We start from the raw sequence: 18,429 nt of genomic DNA, 5'->3' as shown, positions 1-18,429 counted from the left end.
TGCGTTATTCATCTTAATTGAACCGCCGTATACGGATCCGTACGTACGGTGGTGAGAGAGGTCGGGGGTTAGTCACCCCCTCCTACTCGATTGTTGTTGAAAGAGAAGTGACGGATAGAACCAGGGAAGTGACGGAAAGAAGAGTCGAAGCGATGGATAGATGGCCAAATGATGAATAGGAGAGTCAAAGTGACTGATAGCAGGGCTGAAGTGACGGATAGAAGAGCCAAAGCGACGGTTAGAAGGCCAAGTGATGGATAGAATTGTCGGAGTGACGGTTAGAACCAGGGAAGTGACGGAAAGAAGAGTCGAAGCGATGGATAGATGGCCAAATGATGGATAGGAGAGTCAAAGTGACTGATAGCAGGGCTGAAATGATGGATAGAAGAGCCAAAGCGACGGTTAGAACGCCAAGTGATGGATAGAATCGGCGAAGTGACAGAAAGAAGAGTTGGAGTGACGGATAGAACTAGGGAAGTGACGGAAAGAAGAGTCGAAGCGATGGATAGATGGCCAAGTGATGGATAGAATTGTCGGAGTGACGGATAGAAAAGCCAAAGTGACTGATAGCAGGGCTGAAGTGACGGATAGAAGAGCCAAAGCGACGGTTAGAACGCCAAGTGATGGATAGAATTGTCGGAGTGACGGATAGAAAAGCCAAAGTGACTGATAGCAGTGCTGAAGTGATGTATAGAAGGGCCAAAGCGACGGTTAGAACGCCAAGTGATGGATAGAATCGGCGAAGTGACAGAAAGAAGAGTCAAAGCGACGGATAGAACCAGGGAAGTGACGGAAAGAAGAGTCAGAGTGACGGTTAGAAGGCCAAGTGATGGATAGCAGGGCAGAAGCGACGGTAAGAATTACCCTTGCCAAAAAGAAATTAATGAAAGTGAAACCTTTTGCAGGGGTTATTGACTCTAAGTATTGAAAGGAGGGAAGTAGCATGGAACATGATATTTCTATCGTCAAACAGGCTGTTGCAGGGAATAAAGAAGCGTTTGAGCAGCTACTAATCCTAGAGGAAGAAAAGCTATTTTATACGGCGCTTTCTTATGTTGGTCAAAAAGAGGATGCATTGGATGCGATTCAAGAGGCAGCGTGTAAGGCTTATCTAACCGTTCATCAATTAAAGCATCCGGAGTTTTTTTCCACATGGCTGTTTCGCATTTTAATCCATGAATGCTACCGCTTACTAAAAAGAGGACAAAAGATCATTCCTTATGAAGAAAGGGAATTATTGGATCGATTACATGAGCAGGAAAGTGTGATGGGGAATCCTATAGATTTATCGGAAGCTTTGCAACAATTAACTCATTCTCAGCAAATGGCTATCATTTTATTCTATTATCGAGATTTACCAATTAAAGACATTTCGGGAATAATGGAAAAGCCCGTGAGCACTATTAAAACGTATTTACATCGTGGAAAAAAGCAATTAAAGAGAGAATTAGAAAGGAGTGCAACGTTCAATGAAAAAGTCATTTAATGAAAACGGTACCCTTCCTGCATACCCAAGAGATGAGGTACGAGCAGCGATTGCTAATGGTATACAACAGGCAGAGGAGCAAAGTCATCCCTCTAAACAAAAACCAAGAATAAGCATACGTAAACCATTACTATATGTAGCGAGTGCTGCAGCTGCATTTAGTATTATGATAGGTTCCGCAGCATATGTTTCACCAACGTTTGCAAGTACATTATCAAAGTTGCCTATTATCGGTTCAGTATTTAATGACTCTGGCTCACTTGGGCTAAAACAAGCTAGCGAGCAAGGATTAACACGCACTGTTGGAGAAACACAAACGATTAACGGTATTTCCGTAACAGTAGATGAAGTACTATATGATGAATCACGTATAACAGTTGGTATGTCAATTGAATCTGAAAAGGAATTGAGCCAGCTCTATTTTAGAGCAGGAATGAATTTTACGATTAATGGGAAAAACCCAATTGTAAGTGCGGGAGGCTATTCTGAGAAAATTTTAAGTCCTACAGCCAGGACAGGGATTAGTACTTTTGATGTAAAACAGATTGACAATATGCCAGATTCCTTTGAATTGGGTCTAACGTTAGAAGGGGAGAAAGGAGAAAAGTGGGAGTTTACGACACCTATTAAAAAGATTACCGACATTACTTATCTTCCTGTTAATCATCAGCAGACAGTAGATGGCATTCAACTGGATGTGTCTAAAATTTCTTTCAGCCCTGCAGGTATCGCACTTGACTATAAGGCGACTGAAAAGGGCACTATTGATAACCCACGAGTAGGTGCCGCATTTATGGAATTCCGTATGACGGATGGATATGGTAAGGAGATTGCTTCATATTCAGGTGCTGGAAAAGGGGAATTTGAAGATGGTGTATGGAACTTTAGTAGTACGAAGAACTTTGATCCAATTTCAAAAGATGTTCAAAAATTAATCGTGACGCCGTATTTAATGCTTCCTTCAGGTGGGGGTGGCGTTCAAATTGATCATGCCGGTGTAGAAACAAAAATACCATTTGATAAATCATCGCTAAAAGAAGTGAAGTTCCAACCATTCACAGTAGAAGTTCCGTCCCAACAAAAATAATCGTGTGAGCGTCAAATACAACCTTTGTATTTGGCGCTTATTTTATGTTAGCTTATAGGGAGCAACTGAATGAAGGAGCGAAAGTATTGAAAATTTATACATACAAGCAACCCGCAGCCATTGAGTCAACAGAGACTGTAGCCATTTTAAATGAGGCGGGGGAAGTAGCGTCTACTGTTCAACGTGTTTATTCTAATGGATTGAAAAAAACGTTTGATCGTACAATGGATTATCGTTATTTTGTGCGTTTTGATGTCCATGATGTAGCTGGTCAGCCTCTTTTTACCTGTAAGAAGGTGTCGCGTCGTGGGCGAGTGCATTTTGAAGGTAAGGATTTCGTCACAGGTAAAGACTATATGATCGCTTATGATGGCTGGCAAATCATGATTCCAGATTTAATCATCACGCATGGTGTCGAAAAAATAAAATTGAACAAGGAGATGGAGGACTGGTCCGTATTTTCTATAGATGACCAGCCAATTGCACGTTGGCAGGCAGTCTTTCATGAAACGCATTTTGATATTACGCTGGAAATTGAAGACAACAGCCCTATACAGCACGAAGCCTTTTTTATTGCGATTGGACAGGTTGTGCTATTCGTAGGGGCGTAGATGTCGATAAGTGAATAGTCGATAAAATGAAGAAGTTGGGCTATAAATTTGAGAAAGTGTCCGATAAAGTGAAAAAGTTGAGCGATAACTTTATTGTTATATAATATGAGAACAAATCTAAAGAGCATGTTTTGATTCAAAACATGCTCTTAATTACACTCATTTATATATTAAAGCGGGTCTACATTCATTTAAATATCAATCATTTCATTCGCTAATTTCTTACGACTTATCCAGTAACCTTGTAGCGTAAAGACAATGAGCGTGGCCCCTAAAAAGACGAGACTCGTCAAGCCTAATGTAAAGAAGTCATAGGACATAGGAGACCCTTCGTCAATAAAGGCTAGCATTCGCGTTAACACTAAGCCAAGAAATGTACCAACAGTCAGCCCATAGAGCACGAATGATAGCACTTGTGTCAAAATCAGCTTCATTAATCCATTTGGCGAAAGACCAATAAGGCGTTGAATGGCATAATCGCCCCGTTTTACATAAATGGAATGAAGCAATGTTTGCAATACACCAAGGCAAGTAGCCGCTATTAAAATTACAAAGACTCCAACAAAAAGGCTCCAGCGTTGGAAGAACATTTCATCGTTCTGTTCAATAATCGTCTCTCTATCAGTAAATTTCAATGCAGGCCAGCGTTCTTGTAAATAGGCAAGGTCAGCTAAAGCCTGCTCCGTATTGTCAGTTTCCACCATGATGTCTGTAATAATGGTTGAATCTGAAGATACTAGAAAAGAGGTCCAATCTACAAATAAATCTATATATTTATTAAAAGAATCAGGGGCAATATCCACTACTAGTAATTCACCAATCGGCACTTTTTGTTGAAGTGCTTCATCAAAATTCCCAGCTATGATGGTATCACCAACCGCTAATTGATGTTTTCTGGCAAATCGTTCAGTAATAATCACACCATTGTGTAAATCTCCTTTAACAGCATCTAGCTTTCCTAATTGGACGTATTTTTCCACATCAATTGGCTCGAAGTTATTATCTTCCCAGCCAGTGTCATCTTTCAACGCTATCCAAGGTGCGTTACTACGTGCATAGGCATAGGATACACTCGACAATGCTTCAATTTCTTTAACCAAAGCTGGCGTAATGGTTGGGTCATATAATTCATTATCAATTTTAATAGAAGCTTCATATTGAGAATTAATATATTGATAGGAATTTTGTTGAACAGATTTTAATAATGAGCCGCCAAATACCAAAATGACCATCAATCCAATAATACTCAGGACAATTGGCATATTTTTACGTACTTGTGGCATAAGCTGCTGACAAGCTAAATGTGCCTCTTTGCCAAAGGTCGCATGAATCGGCTTCAATGAAACATGTAACAAGGCGCTAAATAAATAGGGCATGATAAACAGCAATATTCCACATAACAGGAGTGTGGCAATTAACATCATCAAGGCGTTTTTACCGCTACTGTCACTCGTAGCTTGGGCATTAAAAAATAAAAAAAGGGCAACGACTGTAACTACACCGACCATTATGGTTTTCCATTTTCTCCATTGTAAACCTAGGTTCTCGTTTTCTGTGGCAATTTGTAAAGGTAATAGTCTTGTGCTTTTACGTACTTGCCACTGCGTAATAAATTGTAAAATTAAAAAACTCGACACGGCTATGATGAGAACAAAAACAAATGGTAGATCTGTTCTTGCACTTGGTAATTTCATTAAGCTAATCAATTGTGGCAGCCAACTTTTAATAATGAGCAAGCTGACTGTAGTACCGAGCAACACACCAAAACTGACAATGGAAGATAGTTGCAATTGTACAATAGTTCGTATTTGTTTTGTGGAGGCACCGAGTGCTCTCAATACCATTAACTGTTCTTTAATTTTGTAAAATAACAGTTGGAACGTTGATAGCAGTAGGACACTTGAAATGAGTAATATAAAGAATGAAAGGACAATCATAAAAATCATTAGGGCCTGGAAATTTTTCTTGAATTCATCATATTCACTCATAATATCGACGCGTAAAGTTTCATCGAACAGTTTTAATTCCATCCCAACATGTGTTGCCATATTATTATCCGTTTTAAATAAGGCAAACATGCCAGCGGTTTGATGGTCACTAAAATCCATCCATGTTTTTAGGACATCATTTTGCAGAAGAATTGCATTAGGACTATCTGTACCTTTCAAAGCTGGAAGAATTTCTTGTATTGTAAAGTTGTCTATATCTCCTTCAATTTCATCTCCAATTGCTTTATTGAAAGTAATGTTTAGCGTATCGCCAACCTCTTTCTTAAAGAGACGTGCCACATTTTCAGTAATGACAACATCTTTCGGACCAAGATCAACATTAAAATGATAACGGCTTTTCACTAAATCGTCGTTTTCAACACCAACCGTATAAAAGCTTTTGCTCTTTTCATTTTCAACGATAGTATGGGCTAGTGACACACTCGACACTTTTGTCACACCAGGCATTGCTTTGAAATTTTCGATTTGGCTATTTGTTAAAAGTTTATGTTGCTCTGGATTATAGCCGACCATCAAATCCATCTCACCAAAAAGCGCTTGAATTTCTTCCTTCATTTGTGTGTTGGCATTAAATATATATACGCTCATTGTCATCACAAGACAAATAGAAATCGTGATAATACTAATACTCGTTAAGACATTTGACCAAGCTGCACGAAATAGCTTCACGGCAATGCTACGCATCGTAAACATTATAGATCACCTCTAGTAATTAGCTTGAACTTCGCTAAAATACAATCCAAATCCTCTGTGGTTTGCTGATTTTGATAGGAGTCCACAATAGTCCCATCATGGAAGAATAACACACGATTCGCGTAGGTTGCGACATAGGGATCATGTGTCACGAGTAAGATCGTTTGATGCGTATTTTTTTGCAAATCTACTAAAAGCTCTAAAATTTCATCCGTCGTATTCACGTCAAGTGCACCAGTCGGCTCATCTGCCAGCAATATGGGAGGATTTGCAATAACGGCACGAGCTATAGCGACTCGTTGCTTTTGCCCACCTGACAGCTCACTTGGTCGATGCTTTGCCCAAGCAGCAATATTGAGCTTTTCCATCATGTGCTGTACGCGTACTTTTATGTCTTTACTTGGTACATCATTGAGGATAAGCGGTAGCGCAATATTATCCTCCACAGATAAATCCTTTAACAGATGGAAGGATTGAAAAATAAAGCCGATATTTTCTTTACGAAATTTCGATGCTTTTGGCTCCTGATAAATATCATGTGCTTCCTTGCCAAATAAAAATAGTGTACCCTCATTCGGCTCATCAATGGCACTAATCATATTCAGTAATGTACTTTTACCAGAACCACTTGTCCCCATAATGGCCACCATTTCGCCTTGATAAATGGTACAATGAATATTTTTCAATGCATGTACCGTATGATGCTTTTGTTGAAAGATTTTGGACATCCCTTCAACACGTAACACTTCTGTTAAACGTCCCTCCGGAATTGGAATTGTATCAATGACTTCTTTCAACGGATTGAACCCATTCATCTAAATATGCCCCCTTTAATTGTTGTCGTAAAGCTTGTAAACCCCGGCGAATATGTGTTTTCACAGTGCCCTCAGGACATTGTAAAATCACCGCAATATCTTTGACTGAGTAGTCCTGATAAAAACGTAATAGTAAAACCGTTTTATATTTTTCCTCTAGCTTGCAAAGAGCTTGCCATAAGTCCAATTCTTCTTCGATATATGTAGGTGATGTGCTTTTCAGATCCACTAATGTTTGTGGCTCTACAAGCTGTACTGTGTTCTTCTTAGCAATATAGGTTTTACAGCAATTGATAATAATGCGTGTTAGCCAAGTAGAAAAATAGTGTGGCTCCTTTAACTGAGGCAGTCCCTCATAGGCACGAATGATCGTTTGCTGAAAAACCTCTACAGCGTCATTTTCATTTTGGACATATACATAAGCCATGCGATAGAGCTTATGCTGCTCCTGCTCAATAAGCTGATAGAATGCTTGTTCATCTCCGTTTTGAGCTAAGGCTACTAATGATTCCTGCGTTATAGTAATGAAAATCGCCTCCTTCCAACTATTAGACTCGGCAAACCGTCATTTAGATTCAAGTTTTTTTGTGAATTGGAAAAACTACTAATTTGTGGTGATAAAAGTGATAGACTTGAGCTAAAAAGCGATGGTGCTGAGCGAAAAAGTAATTGAGCCGAGCAAAACTACAATGGTGCTTGAGCGAAAAAGTGATAGAGTCGAGCGAAAAATGATGAGGCTGAGCGAAAAGCGATGGTGCTGAGCGAAAAAGTAATGGAGCCGAGCAAAACTACAATGGTGCTGAGCGAAAAAGTGATAGACCCGAGCAAAACTACAATGATGCTGAGCGAAAAAGTGATAGAGTCGAGCGAAAAATGATGAGGCTGAGCGAAAAAGTAATGGAGCCGAGCAAAACTGCAATGGGCTGAGCGAAAAAGCGATGGTGCTGAGCGAAAAAGTAATTGAGCCGAGCAAAACTACAATGAGGCTGAGCGAAAAAGTGATAGACCCGAGCGAAACTGCACTAGGGCCGAGCAAAACTGCAATGAAACCAAGCAAAAAGCTATTAACCCTAGCGAACTCCACTTGGACGATGCGTATTGAATTATTTTCAAATAAATGGAATGAATTATGCGGTCACAATTCAAAATCCAGACGCAATTATGCCGAGGCATAATTGATCTATTGGAATTAAAGAACAGAAGGGAACAGCTCATTATTGATGCTGTTCTTTTTTTAGTAAAAAAATCTCATTGAGTGTATTGATAGTAGTTCTCCAGTTCATATATTTTAATATTAATTTATGCTGAAAATTACACAAAAATTGGCTAGTTATTTCTATATATATAGAAAAAAATCTCAAATCAACCTAGTTCATTTGAAAAATGGTAGATTATTAGTAACAATAATAAAGATTTGTCAACAATTAAATAGCATTCAGAAATGAGGAGAATTTGGAGATGAATTTTAAGTCGATTAGTAAAAGAATCGTTTTTTCCTTCAGCATTGTAGTAGCTGTAGTGGTTTTATACATAGGTTACAATTCCTATGCAATTATCCAAAGCAACAGAGCAACGGAACAAATCATTGATGAAGAATTACAATTATTAATTACAGATTATGAGTTATCCTCAACCATTGCTTTAAGAATTGCAGCTGCTAGGGGCTATGTGCTTTCTGGTGATGAAAAATATAAGAAAATTTTTGATGATAATGTAACGCGTGCATTGGACAATGAAAAAATACGTTTAGCAATATCAGAATCAACAGAATTCAATAAATCTGCGGAAATGGCGAAGGAATGGAGCAATTATATTCAAAAAGAAGTTTTTGCAGTTTATGATCAAGGCCAAGTAGAACTTGCAACGAAAAATTTAGCGACTGTGAGTGATAGGGCTACGGAAATACGTGAAAGCTATGAGGGATTAGCCGAGCATCGTAAGCAATCGATTAATACGTTAGGCGCAGACATTATTACAGCAGGAAAGAGTAAGCAGCTTACAGGTATTATCGTTGGAATTGTCATTGTTATCGTTTCGATTATAACTGCGGTGTTAAGTGCTCGCGTTATTTCAAGACCAATCATCACTGTGACAAATCGTATGCAACGAATTACGCAAGGAGATTTAAGTGAGCCAGCACTTTCGGTTACATCAAAAGATGAGGTAGGGAAACTTACGGAAGCGACGAATACGATGTCTGATATTTTGAATCGTTTATTAAAGCAAATCCAAACGGTATCAAACGACGTCGCTGCACATAGTGAAGAGCTTACGCAATCAGCGACAGAGGTAAAGACAGGTACGGAGCAAATTGTCGATACTGTAACTGAAATTGCAAGTGGTACAGAACTACAGGCAAGCAATGCATCAGATGTAGCCACAACTATGACAGATTTCACTTTAAAAATGACAGATGTTAATAACAGCAGTAAGGATGTCCATCAGTATTCCCAAGAAGTTATGGCATTGACAAAAGAGGGGAAAGACTTAATGGACGCCTCTACAGAGCAAATGACAGCCATCCATCATATAGTAAAAGATGCTGTTTATAAAGTGGACGGACTAAGTAAACAAACACAGGAAATTTCAAAAATTGTAGCGGTGATACAGGATATAGCTGCGCAAACGAATTTACTCGCACTAAATGCTGCTATTGAAGCGGCTCGTGCAGGAGAGCATGGTAAAGGCTTTGCCGTTGTTGCAGATGAGGTTCGTAAACTCGCTGAACAAGTAGCCGTCTCGGTTGACGATATTACGGGCATTGTTCAAAAAATTCAACAGGATTCCAGCGTGGTTACAGCTTCACTAGAAAATGGCTATGGAGAGGTTGAAAAAGGTACAACACAAATTACTTCTACAAATGAAACCTTCAGCCAGATTGCCGAAGCTGTTTACTCAATGTCAACAAACATTGAGAATATATCGACTAAGTTAGAGGAAGTCGTAGAAAATACTACTACTATTCATAAATCAGTAGACGAAATTGCAGCTGTCTCAGAACAATCCGCTGCAGGCATTCAAGAAACTTCCGCAACTATCGAACAGACAGCAAGCTCTATGGACGAAATCAAAAATAGTTCAGTAAATTTAGCGGACATGGCAGAGAATTTAAACGAGCTTATTCGAAAATTTAAATTATAAGTAATATTATTATATTTGTAGGGATTTCATACTTTCATCACATTTAGGCTGTATACTATTGTATTGGAGGGTGGAATCATTTTGAGAAAATATTTACTATTAATACTAATGAGTACTTTATTTATGGCCCCTGTAGCCTACGCTCATACGATGGATAAAAGTATGCTTTTTTCTGATGTGCAAGAAACTGCACCGAACATACAGGACATAATGGTGCTGCATAGCATTGGATTACTTGGCTATAATGGTCAAGATATGGCGTTAAACCCGACAGAAAAACTCGCACGAAAAGATTTTGCTGGCTGGGTAGGAGGCTACTTTGGTCTTGAAGGCGCAACTGTCGATGAGCTAGCCCAAGCGGCGAAAAATGAGGATTATGTTTCTTCACTTGAGGGTGACATTACCTATAAAGAAATTAATACAGCACTATTTCATCATAAACTAACTCTTGAAAAGCCAGATGCAACATTAACGAAAGAGGAGTATATTTCCTTCTTATCCGAAAATCTAGACGTGGATATGGGTGGGCACACATTGATTCAAATGGGTGGCTTCACTGAAGGTCCAACAGGTACGATTGAGGATGTAGTGACAGGTGATGAGACGGGAGTAGTCATTGGTGGCATAACGTACATGCTTTCAGGTCACCCACGAATTTTTGCAGATTCAACAGATGCAAAAAGCTGGGTTGGTCAAACACTAGAAAAATCGATTCTAACATCAGATGGTGGCCATCAACATGATCATGACGACCATGGCAATTCTCATCATGAAGAACAGTCATCCAATACGCCAACACTACAATATATTCAAATAAAATCAAATACCCAGGCAACTTCAGATGACACAAAAGTAGTACAATCAGCAAACGCTACACCAAAAGAACAACGGCAATCAGCGGCAGCAACTGACAACACAACATCAAGCACCAGCACAGTATGGATTGTTGCAGTTATTTTACTACTAGTTGTCATTATCGGTTTTGTGTTTATGAAACGAAAAAAATATTGATTGAATGAAACCAGCAATTAACGAGGAATCGTGTCATTGCTGGTTTTTTTTCGTTATAAAACAATTTGATTTTCTATCGGTGTAGTTTGAAGTTGATCACTTAAATCTTGTTTTATAACAAAGGCACACTGTCTATTTGCTGAATAACAATAGTTTTATCTTACTTAAGCAATGAGCATATTTCTTTCTAACAATTATCTCCCCCCACAGTACCAGCTGCAAATTATTTGTACAAAATTGAATAATAGGAAGTTCAATGGGGATATAAATAGATTAAAACCGGCGATTTATTCATGAATTCATGAATAAGCTTCGATAGGAGTGTGGAGATGGCGACACTTGTTGTGAAGAGGAGTATTATGCACCGTTACCAAAGTATTGGGCAGGCGATTGAAGCTGCAGAAGCGGGAGATTTTATTGAAATTCGGGATGGATTATATGAAGAAAGCTTTGAGATTTCCAAAAGGCTTACCCTTTACGGAGTGGGCAATGTGATCATTAAGGGTGGTGTGTTTATTCGCTACCAGACACTTGTAAATATGCGGAATCTACGCTTTTTGCAAGGGCAGGGTATTTATGTAAAAGGGGATTTGCAGCTTGAAAACTGTGTGATTGAACAGCAACTGGTGCAAACACAGGTGACCGTTAGCTTTGGCAGTCTAATGATGAAAAACGTGGATATTATCGCAAGCCCACTAAATCATTATGGTTTGCGCATCGATAATGGTTCAAGTGTGATCCTTGTGGATTCGACATTCCAGCATCATGTGAAGGCTCAAATCATTTTGCAAAATAGTGAAATCGCGATGACTAATTGTATACTGTTGGAAGGGAAGGCGAATGGCATTTTTGCAGTTCGCAATGTCAAAATGGACATTGTGGATTGTGAAATTCATGGGCATCAAAAAGCACAAATGGTTGTAGCCTGCAGTTCAATTTTTATGACAAATACACTCATTCATCAGGGCCAAGATTTAGGCATTCAAATTTTGGATGACTCAAAATTGACGATGGATGGCTGTGAAGTAAAGCAACATGTGGATACAAACTTGGTTGTGCATAAAAGTGAGATAGTCATCACAGATTCTATCTTTTCAGAGGGACAGGGGAATGGCATTTATCTTGGAGAGAAATCTGAGGCGAAATTGTATGATTGTCGTCTTGATCAGCATAGTAAATCCCAACTGCTCATCGAAAATAGTCAGGCAGAGATTCGAAAATGCTCGATTACTAAAGGAAAGGCAACAGGCGTAACGATGGTCAATGAAGCAGATGTTTCCATGGCAGAGTGCGATATCCAGGACCATCAGCAATTTCACTTTATCATTGATGCAAGTGGCTTACAGCTTAATCAGTCCTTGATTCAATGTGGGCAAGCAGGTGGTATTTATGGCAATGATCACGCGAAGATTACACTTCATCAAACAACCATTCGAGAGCTGGAAAGTCATCATATTTATATAAATAATGCTCGTCTTTTTACTGATAACTGTACATTTGATGACATTATTGGAAACGCAATAACTTGTATTGATGCTATTTTTGAAGTTGCGAATAGTACATTTACGAACTGTAGACAAAGTCCCTATGCCATCATTTGGTCCGATAAGTCCATGGGGCGCATTGAGCATTGTTTGATCGAGGAAATGGATCGTACGTTTTTAGCAATGTCTAATCAGTCCTTACTTGAGATGGTGAACACGGATGTAACGGCTGTAAAGACGCCAGCTATTGTGCAGGAGAGGAGTCAATTATATATTCTAGGAAGTACGAAGGGGACTCAATGGAGGAGTGACACGTCATCAAAAATTGTTAGTTTACCTGCAACTATTAGCGACAGAACTAAGCGCATCTTAAACTTGTTCAATCAAGCTGAGCCAATCAATATGCAAAAATTAAATAAACAACTGCAAATATCTGTTGATGTTTTACAACAAGTAAACTCGATTCTCCAAAAAAATAATATTAAAAAAACAATTTGATAACTGAATATAGAAGAAGGGCAAGTAGTTTCAATTATGTTGAAATTACTTTTTTTATGGAAAAAGGCAAAGGGGAGTTTCAACGATTAAAAAAAGGGTAATAGGTATACAGTCTTTTTTCTGAAATATATGGGGATTTTTTAGGATGAATCTTGTGACTGGTTGTAAAATACCCAATATAAAAATAGATGTGCAAAATTATGCGGAAATAATTACTTCAATTAATAGATTGTTTGTTAAAATGACGTAGAATGCTAAAATTCGACAAAGTGCTTCAAAATTCTTATAATTAATTATGTAATATATTTGATTTTGTTAAAATTATAATAAGAATAACAATGATTATTAAGGGTGGTAAAAATATTGTTAATTTAATGAGAGTTTTAGATTGATTAATTTCCATGTTTTATCCTATAATTAGTAAAAATGATTCATTTAATGTAGTGTGAGTGCATTAATTTAGAAATAAGCATAATGATTTTAAAATAATAAATTATGGTAGAACTAGAGGTGAAGAAATGGTTGGGCTTTCGAAAGAAGAAATTATGAGAATGCTAGAGAAGGTGGAGTTGGATGAAAGTGAAAAAAATATTATCGCGGATATCCTTCGTCTCAACAATATGAGAATCGAGCAACAGCTAGCATATATTATCAATTTAGTGATAGACGAGCGCGAACGAAATGTTTCAAACATTACATATTTTAATTAGAAAAATGTCGAAGGAATGAGAAGTTTGACTTTGACACATTGCATAAATAATATTTGAGAACAGGATGTCGCATTTCACATTTTGATAATAGGTGGTAATCACAGGTGTTTCTAAAATTAAATAGTCTAAAGAGGATATTATGTTCAAGATATGAGCATATATCCTCTTTTTTCATACATCTTAGATTTATTAATCGGGATAGTTACTAAGATTAGAAGTATTTACTTGATTGAAAAGAGAAGGCATAACATATTTAACTTTAAATATTTATGCTTCTACCCTCCATTAATTCAAATTAATAATTCCTGACTTTGTTGTAATTTGCATCTTATGACCACCATCACCTAAGAAACTTTATAATCCCTTTTTTGTCTGTAGATTGCTGTATAGAGTAAGTCAATGGATTGTCTACCACTGTTTGTATGGATATCTAATTTAAAATTAGGCTGTTCTTCATCAAAATTTACTGATACATTCCCACTTGTGGTTGTTTTTTACATCAATATTCAATTCCATAAAATGAATTGTACCCGGTCCGTCATCTTTAGCCGTTAAATATGCTTTTATTTCATTAGTTTTGCTTGGCGAAAAAACAACATCTGTACTTGCAAAATTTATCTTTATCGGATTCTTTATTTACTTCTACTTCTTCCTCTCCTTTTGAACAGCCTGCAAACATAATTAGTACTAAAAATAGATAATGGTTATTTGTTTAATCATTTTCCTCCCTCCTTGGCGTAAGGTCAGTTTCAAATTTTATGCAATGTAATGCTTGAAAGTGACCTTACGTCATCTTTTATACTGTTATTAGAGCTTTTACTTAAACACTAATTTAAAAGGAGAATTCTATTATGAAGAAAGACGATATTATTATTTATGCTTTTGTTATTATTGGAGCCGGAGTCGGTTTATTTTTTGATAATGCTTTTCCAGGGGTGCTAATTGGCTTGGGGATTGGTTACGTATTAAAAATCATGTTTTTTAATAATACAGATGAATAAGAAAGTAGGGTATTAGCTTGTATCATATTAACGAATTTAAGAAGTTGAGCGGCGTATCAGTTAGAACTTTGAGATTTTATGACAAAATAGGACTTCTGAAACCTGTATCAAAAACTGAAGGAGGTCACCGATTATACTCAAACAATGAGTTAAAGAAACTTCAGCAAATACAATTCCTAAAAACTATAGGATTTCAATTAAGCGAAATCAAAATTATGTTAGAGTCCGAAGAATGGGATTGGTCTAATAGTCTAATGAAACAACTATCTTATGTGATAAGTGAAAAAGACCGTCTTTCAAAGATAGAACTTAGTTTAAGAGAACTAATAAACGGTATAGCGATTGATGGGGAAGAATTTAGGATTAAAAAAATCATGGATTTATATAACAATAAGGATTCTAAAGAAGTATTAAAATATAATCGAAACGAATTAAATGTTAAAAATACGGAAGTACTAGGAAAGCTTCCAAAAATGGCTAGTAGCGATCCAGACTCTTTAGAGTGGATTGCTTTAGTAGGGCAATTAAAAAAATATATGCACCTTGGTTATAGTAATTCACGAATACAAAATATCATTGAGAGAATGGATGTAAAAAAAGGTGAAGACTTTAATGACGAAGATGCTTTTTTAGATAAACTTTGGGACATTAGAATGTCACCCGAGGAATCAAAAAAATATAACCTATATCCAATGGATCAAGAAATCCTTAACTTTTTGGAAAAGGCGTATATACATTATCTTGATAATAAATCATAGTGATTTGAACACATATGGAGGGGAATATGGGAACAGAGATATTAATTTATTTGGGTGGCTTAGCTCTTGTAGATACATTAAGCCCTACAATTATTGGTGTTACTTTATTTTTGGTTTTAACAGACAATAAAAATTTAACATCAAGATTATTGACATATCTATTTACGATTGTGCTACTGTATTTTTCATTAGGTATCATCATGATGTTAGGTCTAAATTTTATTATGGAAGCATTCTCAACTATTTTTCAAAATAAAATATTTAGCTGGGGAATCTTCATAATAGGGGTGATATTATTTACTGCTAGCTTTTTCATCCCCACAAATAAAAAAAGTAATATTCCAAAGCCTAAAACACAAAGCTTATTCTCCATTATTATTATTGGTGTTACGACTTTTATCATTGAGGCAGGCATGGCTTTACCGTATTTTTCCGCCATTGGTTTATTAACGACAATAGATATACCTTTTTATCAGCGGATTTCAATTATAGCAGTATACAATATTATTATGGTTCTACCAGCTCTGCTTATATTTTTAGGATATAAATTGTTTGGGAGGTTGATAAACCCTACCTTAATTAATCTTCGGAATAAAATATCAAGCAGTTCAGGTTCTGCCTTATCCTGGATTATGTGTATAGTTGGAGTAATATTAATATTTTACACTATAGATTATCTATAATAAGTCTTTGTGAATGTCACGGATACTAAAAGTTATAAGACGAATAAAAACAGAAATTAACATTTGTGGAGGCTTTGAAAGACATGTTTCACAGAATACAATTTTTAGTAAATTATCGAAATGCCTAGAGCTGTTTTTATAAAAGTGATTGATAATTTAAACAAAGTTTGATATAACCCTGTATTAATATAGGGTTTTTCCATTTCTTAACTCCAGCAGTACTGTTCAATTAAAGAGACAGACACCTGTTATTGGATACTTGTGGTAAAATATTAACAGGCTAGTAAAAGGCAGTACTTAAAATATTATGGCAGTTTTAAGGGGGGAACGACATTGAGGAAAATGATTACCTTGTTCTTTATTGTGTGTTTAATCTTGTCAGGCTGCTCAGAAGATGGAAAAGCTGACTGGAAAACGAGCCCGACTTTTACTAAAGATAAGATGACTTTACATGGATTAGAAGGAAAATTCGGTATAATAAAAGTTAATGGGGAAAGCGATGAGCCAGAGTTTCCAGCTGGTGGCCAAGGAAGACTATATCAACTCTATTTTTTAGAAAAAGATTTTAACGGTAAAAATTATAAAATGACAGCAACACATAAGGATACAGGAGAAACTGTAAAACTTTACGAATGGGCAATTGAAAACAAACAGAGTGGGGCAAAGTTTGGACTTGATAAAGAAGGGCTTTGGAAAATTTCTGTTGTAGTTGATGAAAAACCATATATAGATTTTGTTATTGAAGCAGAGAAGAAAGAATAAACTGATTGGATAAATCCCACTTTTAAAGTTAAAAGTTATGACAGACTATAGACAAACTCAAAAATTTTGAGAGTTTGCCTGTAGTCTTTCCTTTTTATCTTATTATTTGTAAAGCACGATAGATTATTTACATTCAAACAATATATATAATGTATCTACGTATTCATTCCAATTTGGTTTAATAACAGCTATAAATTGGCCCTTTCCAATTACTTCTTGATTTGCATTAATAATTTTTTCGACGGGCACATTGCCAATAGATTCAAATGTTAAATCGTATTTGAAAAAAACATCCTTCATAAAAGAAAAGACTCACTTTAAAAGTAAGTCTGTATTTTGCCTACAACTTTGAAGGTTATTTTCCACTTGATGATTGCTCCGACATATAGATACTGTTGATTTATAATAAAGCTGTTTTCTCTAAGCTTGTAGAATAAATGGTGAAAATATGAAACTTATAATGTAAATAAACGTAAATAATAAGAAAATGTTTGGAGGTTCGTACATGAAAAAAGCGTTACTCGTTCTAGATATTCAACAAGATTACTTCAGTGAACATGCCCGAATGCCTGTAGCAAAGCAGCAAATCGTGCCTCTATTAAAGTGCATTAATGACCTCATAGAAAAAGCTATAGGGTTAGATGTACCGGTGATCTATATTAGAAATGAATTTGAATGGACGCAATTATTTTCAAATCTTTTACGAAAATTCACAGCATTAAAGGGAAGTAAGGGAGCAGAGTACGATAAACGCTTATTACAGGTAGAAGGTGTGTCTTTTTCAAAAAATAAAGCGGATGCCTTTAGTAATCCACACCTAGCGACGTATTTAAGCAATAACGATATTCATGAATTAATCGTAACAGGTGTATTTTCTGAAGGTTGTGTTTCTGCAACGGTGAACGGGGCACTTTCCAGAAATTTTACGGTTACCGTAGTAGAAGATGCCGTCGCAGGTGCAACGGATAACAGTAGGAACATGGCCTTATCCAAATTAGCGACACAAGACGTTTTAATCTACACTTCACAGCAGATTTTTGAAAGTAAAAGTCACGAGGGGGGAAACCGAAATGACCATTTTGCAAAGATTAATCCAGCAGGCTAAGAAACCAAAAGGATTCGTAGGGTCCTTGATGTTACGAATTATGAATATGGCACATAGTGGTATGAATAAATGGTTGATCAAGAATGGAAATGTATATGATGGCGATATTGTATTAGATATTGGCTGTGGAGGTGGAAAAACACTTCAAACGTTATCGAAAATTAATCCAAGTGGTAAAATCTATGGTATAGATTTTTCTGAGCAGGCTGTCAAGGATTCCATAAGAACAAATAAAATGGATGTCGCAAATGGTAAAGTCATTGTGACGCAAGCAAGTGTTTCAAGCATACCGTATACGGATCAGTTTTTCGATACGATTACAGCCTTTCAAACACATTATTTTTGGCCAGATTTAGGGAATGATGTGAAAGAAGTATTTAGAGTGTTGAAGAGGGGCGGGAAGTTTATTATTATCTCAGAGCTCTATAAAATTAATTATCATATGAATGCTTATAAAACAAAATCTGAAATTAAGCAGTTATTCGAAAGTGTTGGGTTTCAATCAATTCATATGATTGAAAATAAAGGATGGCTTTGTATTACAGGCACTAAATAATGATACATAGGAAAATGGA

The 18,429-nt window shown here is 36.6% G+C and carries 17 protein-coding genes; 13 read left to right on the top strand and 4 right to left on the bottom strand.

The window, feature by feature from the left end:
* Window positions 1-943 precede the first annotated feature (943 nt).
* The 3 genes from ACIQXF_RS17565 to ACIQXF_RS17555 all read left to right on the top strand — a co-directional run bounded on the left by ACIQXF_RS17565 (window position 944) and on the right by ACIQXF_RS17555 (window position 3,184).
* Window positions 944-1,486 (top strand): sigma-70 family RNA polymerase sigma factor, encoded by a 543-nt coding sequence (locus ACIQXF_RS17565; RefSeq protein ID WP_402785250.1) that lies wholly within the window; start codon window positions 944-946, stop codon window positions 1,484-1,486.
* Window positions 1,470-2,573: a DUF4179 domain-containing protein gene (locus ACIQXF_RS17560; RefSeq protein WP_402785247.1), complete on the top strand. Its 1,104-nt coding sequence runs from the start codon at window positions 1,470-1,472 to the stop codon at window positions 2,571-2,573. Before ACIQXF_RS17565 ends, ACIQXF_RS17560 begins: the two co-directional genes overlap by 17 nt.
* An 86-nt stretch (window positions 2,574-2,659) precedes the next feature.
* Window positions 2,660-3,184 (top strand): tubby C-terminal domain-like protein, encoded by a 525-nt coding sequence (locus ACIQXF_RS17555; RefSeq protein WP_402785244.1) that lies wholly within the window; start codon window positions 2,660-2,662, stop codon window positions 3,182-3,184.
* Window positions 3,185-3,375: 191 nt separating this feature from the next.
* Here ACIQXF_RS17555 and ACIQXF_RS17550 read toward each other — a convergent pair whose 3' ends face one another.
* The 3 genes from ACIQXF_RS17550 to ACIQXF_RS17540 are packed head-to-tail and all read right to left on the bottom strand — an operon-like array spanning window position 3,376 to window position 7,221.
* Window positions 3,376-5,886 carry an ABC transporter permease gene (locus ACIQXF_RS17550; RefSeq protein ID WP_402785241.1) on the bottom strand — a complete coding sequence of 837 codons (2,511 nt, stop codon included), beginning with the start codon at window positions 5,884-5,886 and terminating at the stop codon, window positions 3,376-3,378.
* Complete coding sequence (locus ACIQXF_RS17545) at window positions 5,886-6,614, bottom strand: ABC transporter ATP-binding protein (protein WP_402785262.1); 729 nt, start codon at window positions 6,612-6,614, stop codon at window positions 5,886-5,888. The genes ACIQXF_RS17550 and ACIQXF_RS17545 overlap by 1 nt, the downstream gene beginning before the upstream one ends.
* 52 nt (window positions 6,615-6,666) lie before the next feature.
* On the bottom strand, window positions 6,667-7,221 hold the full coding sequence (locus ACIQXF_RS17540) for a sigma-70 family RNA polymerase sigma factor (protein WP_402785259.1): 555 nt from the start codon (window positions 7,219-7,221) through the stop codon (window positions 6,667-6,669).
* Between the two features lie 938 nt (window positions 7,222-8,159).
* Between ACIQXF_RS17540 and ACIQXF_RS17535 the strand changes: the two genes are divergently transcribed.
* The 8 genes from ACIQXF_RS17535 (at window position 8,160) to ACIQXF_RS17500 (ending at window position 16,749) form a co-directional block, all read left to right on the top strand.
* Complete coding sequence (locus tag ACIQXF_RS17535) at window positions 8,160-9,842, top strand: methyl-accepting chemotaxis protein (protein ID WP_402785239.1); 1,683 nt, start codon at window positions 8,160-8,162, stop codon at window positions 9,840-9,842.
* Window positions 9,843-9,950: 108 nt separating this feature from the next.
* Window positions 9,951-10,853, top strand: a complete 903-nt coding sequence (locus tag ACIQXF_RS17530) for an LPXTG cell wall anchor domain-containing protein (protein ID WP_402785236.1) — start codon at window positions 9,951-9,953, stop codon at window positions 10,851-10,853.
* A gap of 329 nt (window positions 10,854-11,182) precedes the next feature.
* A complete protein-coding gene (locus ACIQXF_RS17525) occupies window positions 11,183-12,835 on the top strand; it encodes a right-handed parallel beta-helix repeat-containing protein (RefSeq protein ID WP_402785233.1) in 1,653 nt (550 codons plus the stop codon).
* A gap of 545 nt (window positions 12,836-13,380) precedes the next feature.
* Entirely contained in the window at window positions 13,381-13,545 is a 165-nt protein-coding gene (locus tag ACIQXF_RS17520) for a hypothetical protein (protein ID WP_402785230.1), read from the top strand.
* A gap of 851 nt (window positions 13,546-14,396) precedes the next feature.
* Window positions 14,397-14,546: a hypothetical protein gene (locus tag ACIQXF_RS17515; RefSeq protein ID WP_402785227.1), complete on the top strand. Its 150-nt coding sequence runs from the start codon at window positions 14,397-14,399 to the stop codon at window positions 14,544-14,546.
* Between the two features lie 17 nt (window positions 14,547-14,563).
* The gene (locus tag ACIQXF_RS17510) at window positions 14,564-15,304 is read left to right on the top strand and encodes a MerR family transcriptional regulator (RefSeq protein WP_402785224.1); all 741 of its coding nucleotides are present in this window, start codon (window positions 14,564-14,566) and stop codon (window positions 15,302-15,304) included.
* Between the two features lie 26 nt (window positions 15,305-15,330).
* The gene (locus tag ACIQXF_RS17505) at window positions 15,331-15,987 is read left to right on the top strand and encodes a GAP family protein (RefSeq protein ID WP_402785221.1); all 657 of its coding nucleotides are present in this window, start codon (window positions 15,331-15,333) and stop codon (window positions 15,985-15,987) included.
* Window positions 15,988-16,320: 333 nt separating this feature from the next.
* Entirely contained in the window at window positions 16,321-16,749 is a 429-nt protein-coding gene (locus ACIQXF_RS17500) for a hypothetical protein (RefSeq protein WP_402785218.1), read from the top strand.
* A gap of 123 nt (window positions 16,750-16,872) precedes the next feature.
* Here ACIQXF_RS17500 and ACIQXF_RS17495 read toward each other — a convergent pair whose 3' ends face one another.
* On the bottom strand, window positions 16,873-17,049 hold the full coding sequence (locus tag ACIQXF_RS17495) for a hypothetical protein (RefSeq protein WP_402785215.1): 177 nt from the start codon (window positions 17,047-17,049) through the stop codon (window positions 16,873-16,875).
* A 205-nt stretch (window positions 17,050-17,254) separates the two neighbouring features.
* On the opposite strand from ACIQXF_RS17495, the gene ACIQXF_RS17490 reads away from it, so the two are divergent.
* On the top strand, window positions 17,255-17,854 hold the full coding sequence (locus ACIQXF_RS17490; protein ID WP_402785212.1) for a cysteine hydrolase family protein: 600 nt from the start codon (window positions 17,255-17,257) through the stop codon (window positions 17,852-17,854).
* The gene (locus tag ACIQXF_RS17485) at window positions 17,820-18,410 is read left to right on the top strand and encodes a class I SAM-dependent methyltransferase (RefSeq protein WP_402785209.1); all 591 of its coding nucleotides are present in this window, start codon (window positions 17,820-17,822) and stop codon (window positions 18,408-18,410) included. Before ACIQXF_RS17490 ends, ACIQXF_RS17485 begins: the two co-directional genes overlap by 35 nt.
* Window positions 18,411-18,429 lie beyond the last annotated feature (19 nt).

This window comes from Lysinibacillus sp. NPDC097231, assembly GCF_044761885.1.
Lineage (GTDB): Bacteria > Bacillota > Bacilli > Bacillales_A > Planococcaceae > Lysinibacillus.
The sequence above is the reverse complement of the archived record's forward strand: the minus strand, read 5'-3'. Positions and strand labels throughout refer to the sequence as shown.

What these genes read in the sequence shown, in the direction of transcription:
- ACIQXF_RS17550 (WP_402785241.1), bottom strand. Translation starts at nt 5,886, where the DNA reads ATGTTTACGATGCGTAGCATTGCCGTGAAGCTATTTCGTGCAGCTTGG.
- ACIQXF_RS17565 (WP_402785250.1), top strand. Translation starts at nt 944, where the DNA reads ATGGAACATGATATTTCTATCGTCAAACAGGCTGTTGCAGGGAATAAA.
- ACIQXF_RS17515 (WP_402785227.1), top strand. Translation starts at nt 14,397, where the DNA reads ATGAAGAAAGACGATATTATTATTTATGCTTTTGTTATTATTGGAGCC.
- ACIQXF_RS17505 (WP_402785221.1), top strand. Translation starts at nt 15,331, where the DNA reads ATGGGAACAGAGATATTAATTTATTTGGGTGGCTTAGCTCTTGTAGAT.
- ACIQXF_RS17535 (WP_402785239.1), top strand. Translation starts at nt 8,160, where the DNA reads ATGAATTTTAAGTCGATTAGTAAAAGAATCGTTTTTTCCTTCAGCATT.
- ACIQXF_RS17485 (WP_402785209.1), top strand. Translation starts at nt 17,820, where the DNA reads ATGACCATTTTGCAAAGATTAATCCAGCAGGCTAAGAAACCAAAAGGA.
- ACIQXF_RS17525 (WP_402785233.1), top strand. Translation starts at nt 11,183, where the DNA reads ATGGCGACACTTGTTGTGAAGAGGAGTATTATGCACCGTTACCAAAGT.
- ACIQXF_RS17490 (WP_402785212.1), top strand. Translation starts at nt 17,255, where the DNA reads ATGAAAAAAGCGTTACTCGTTCTAGATATTCAACAAGATTACTTCAGT.
- ACIQXF_RS17545 (WP_402785262.1), bottom strand. Translation starts at nt 6,614, where the DNA reads ATGTCCAAAATCTTTCAACAAAAGCATCATACGGTACATGCATTGAAA.
- ACIQXF_RS17560 (WP_402785247.1), top strand. Translation starts at nt 1,470, where the DNA reads ATGAAAAAGTCATTTAATGAAAACGGTACCCTTCCTGCATACCCAAGA.
- ACIQXF_RS17495 (WP_402785215.1), bottom strand. Translation starts at nt 17,049, where the DNA reads ATGAAGGATGTTTTTTTCAAATACGATTTAACATTTGAATCTATTGGC.
- ACIQXF_RS17520 (WP_402785230.1), top strand. Translation starts at nt 13,381, where the DNA reads ATGAGAATGCTAGAGAAGGTGGAGTTGGATGAAAGTGAAAAAAATATT.
- ACIQXF_RS17530 (WP_402785236.1), top strand. Translation starts at nt 9,951, where the DNA reads ATGAGTACTTTATTTATGGCCCCTGTAGCCTACGCTCATACGATGGAT.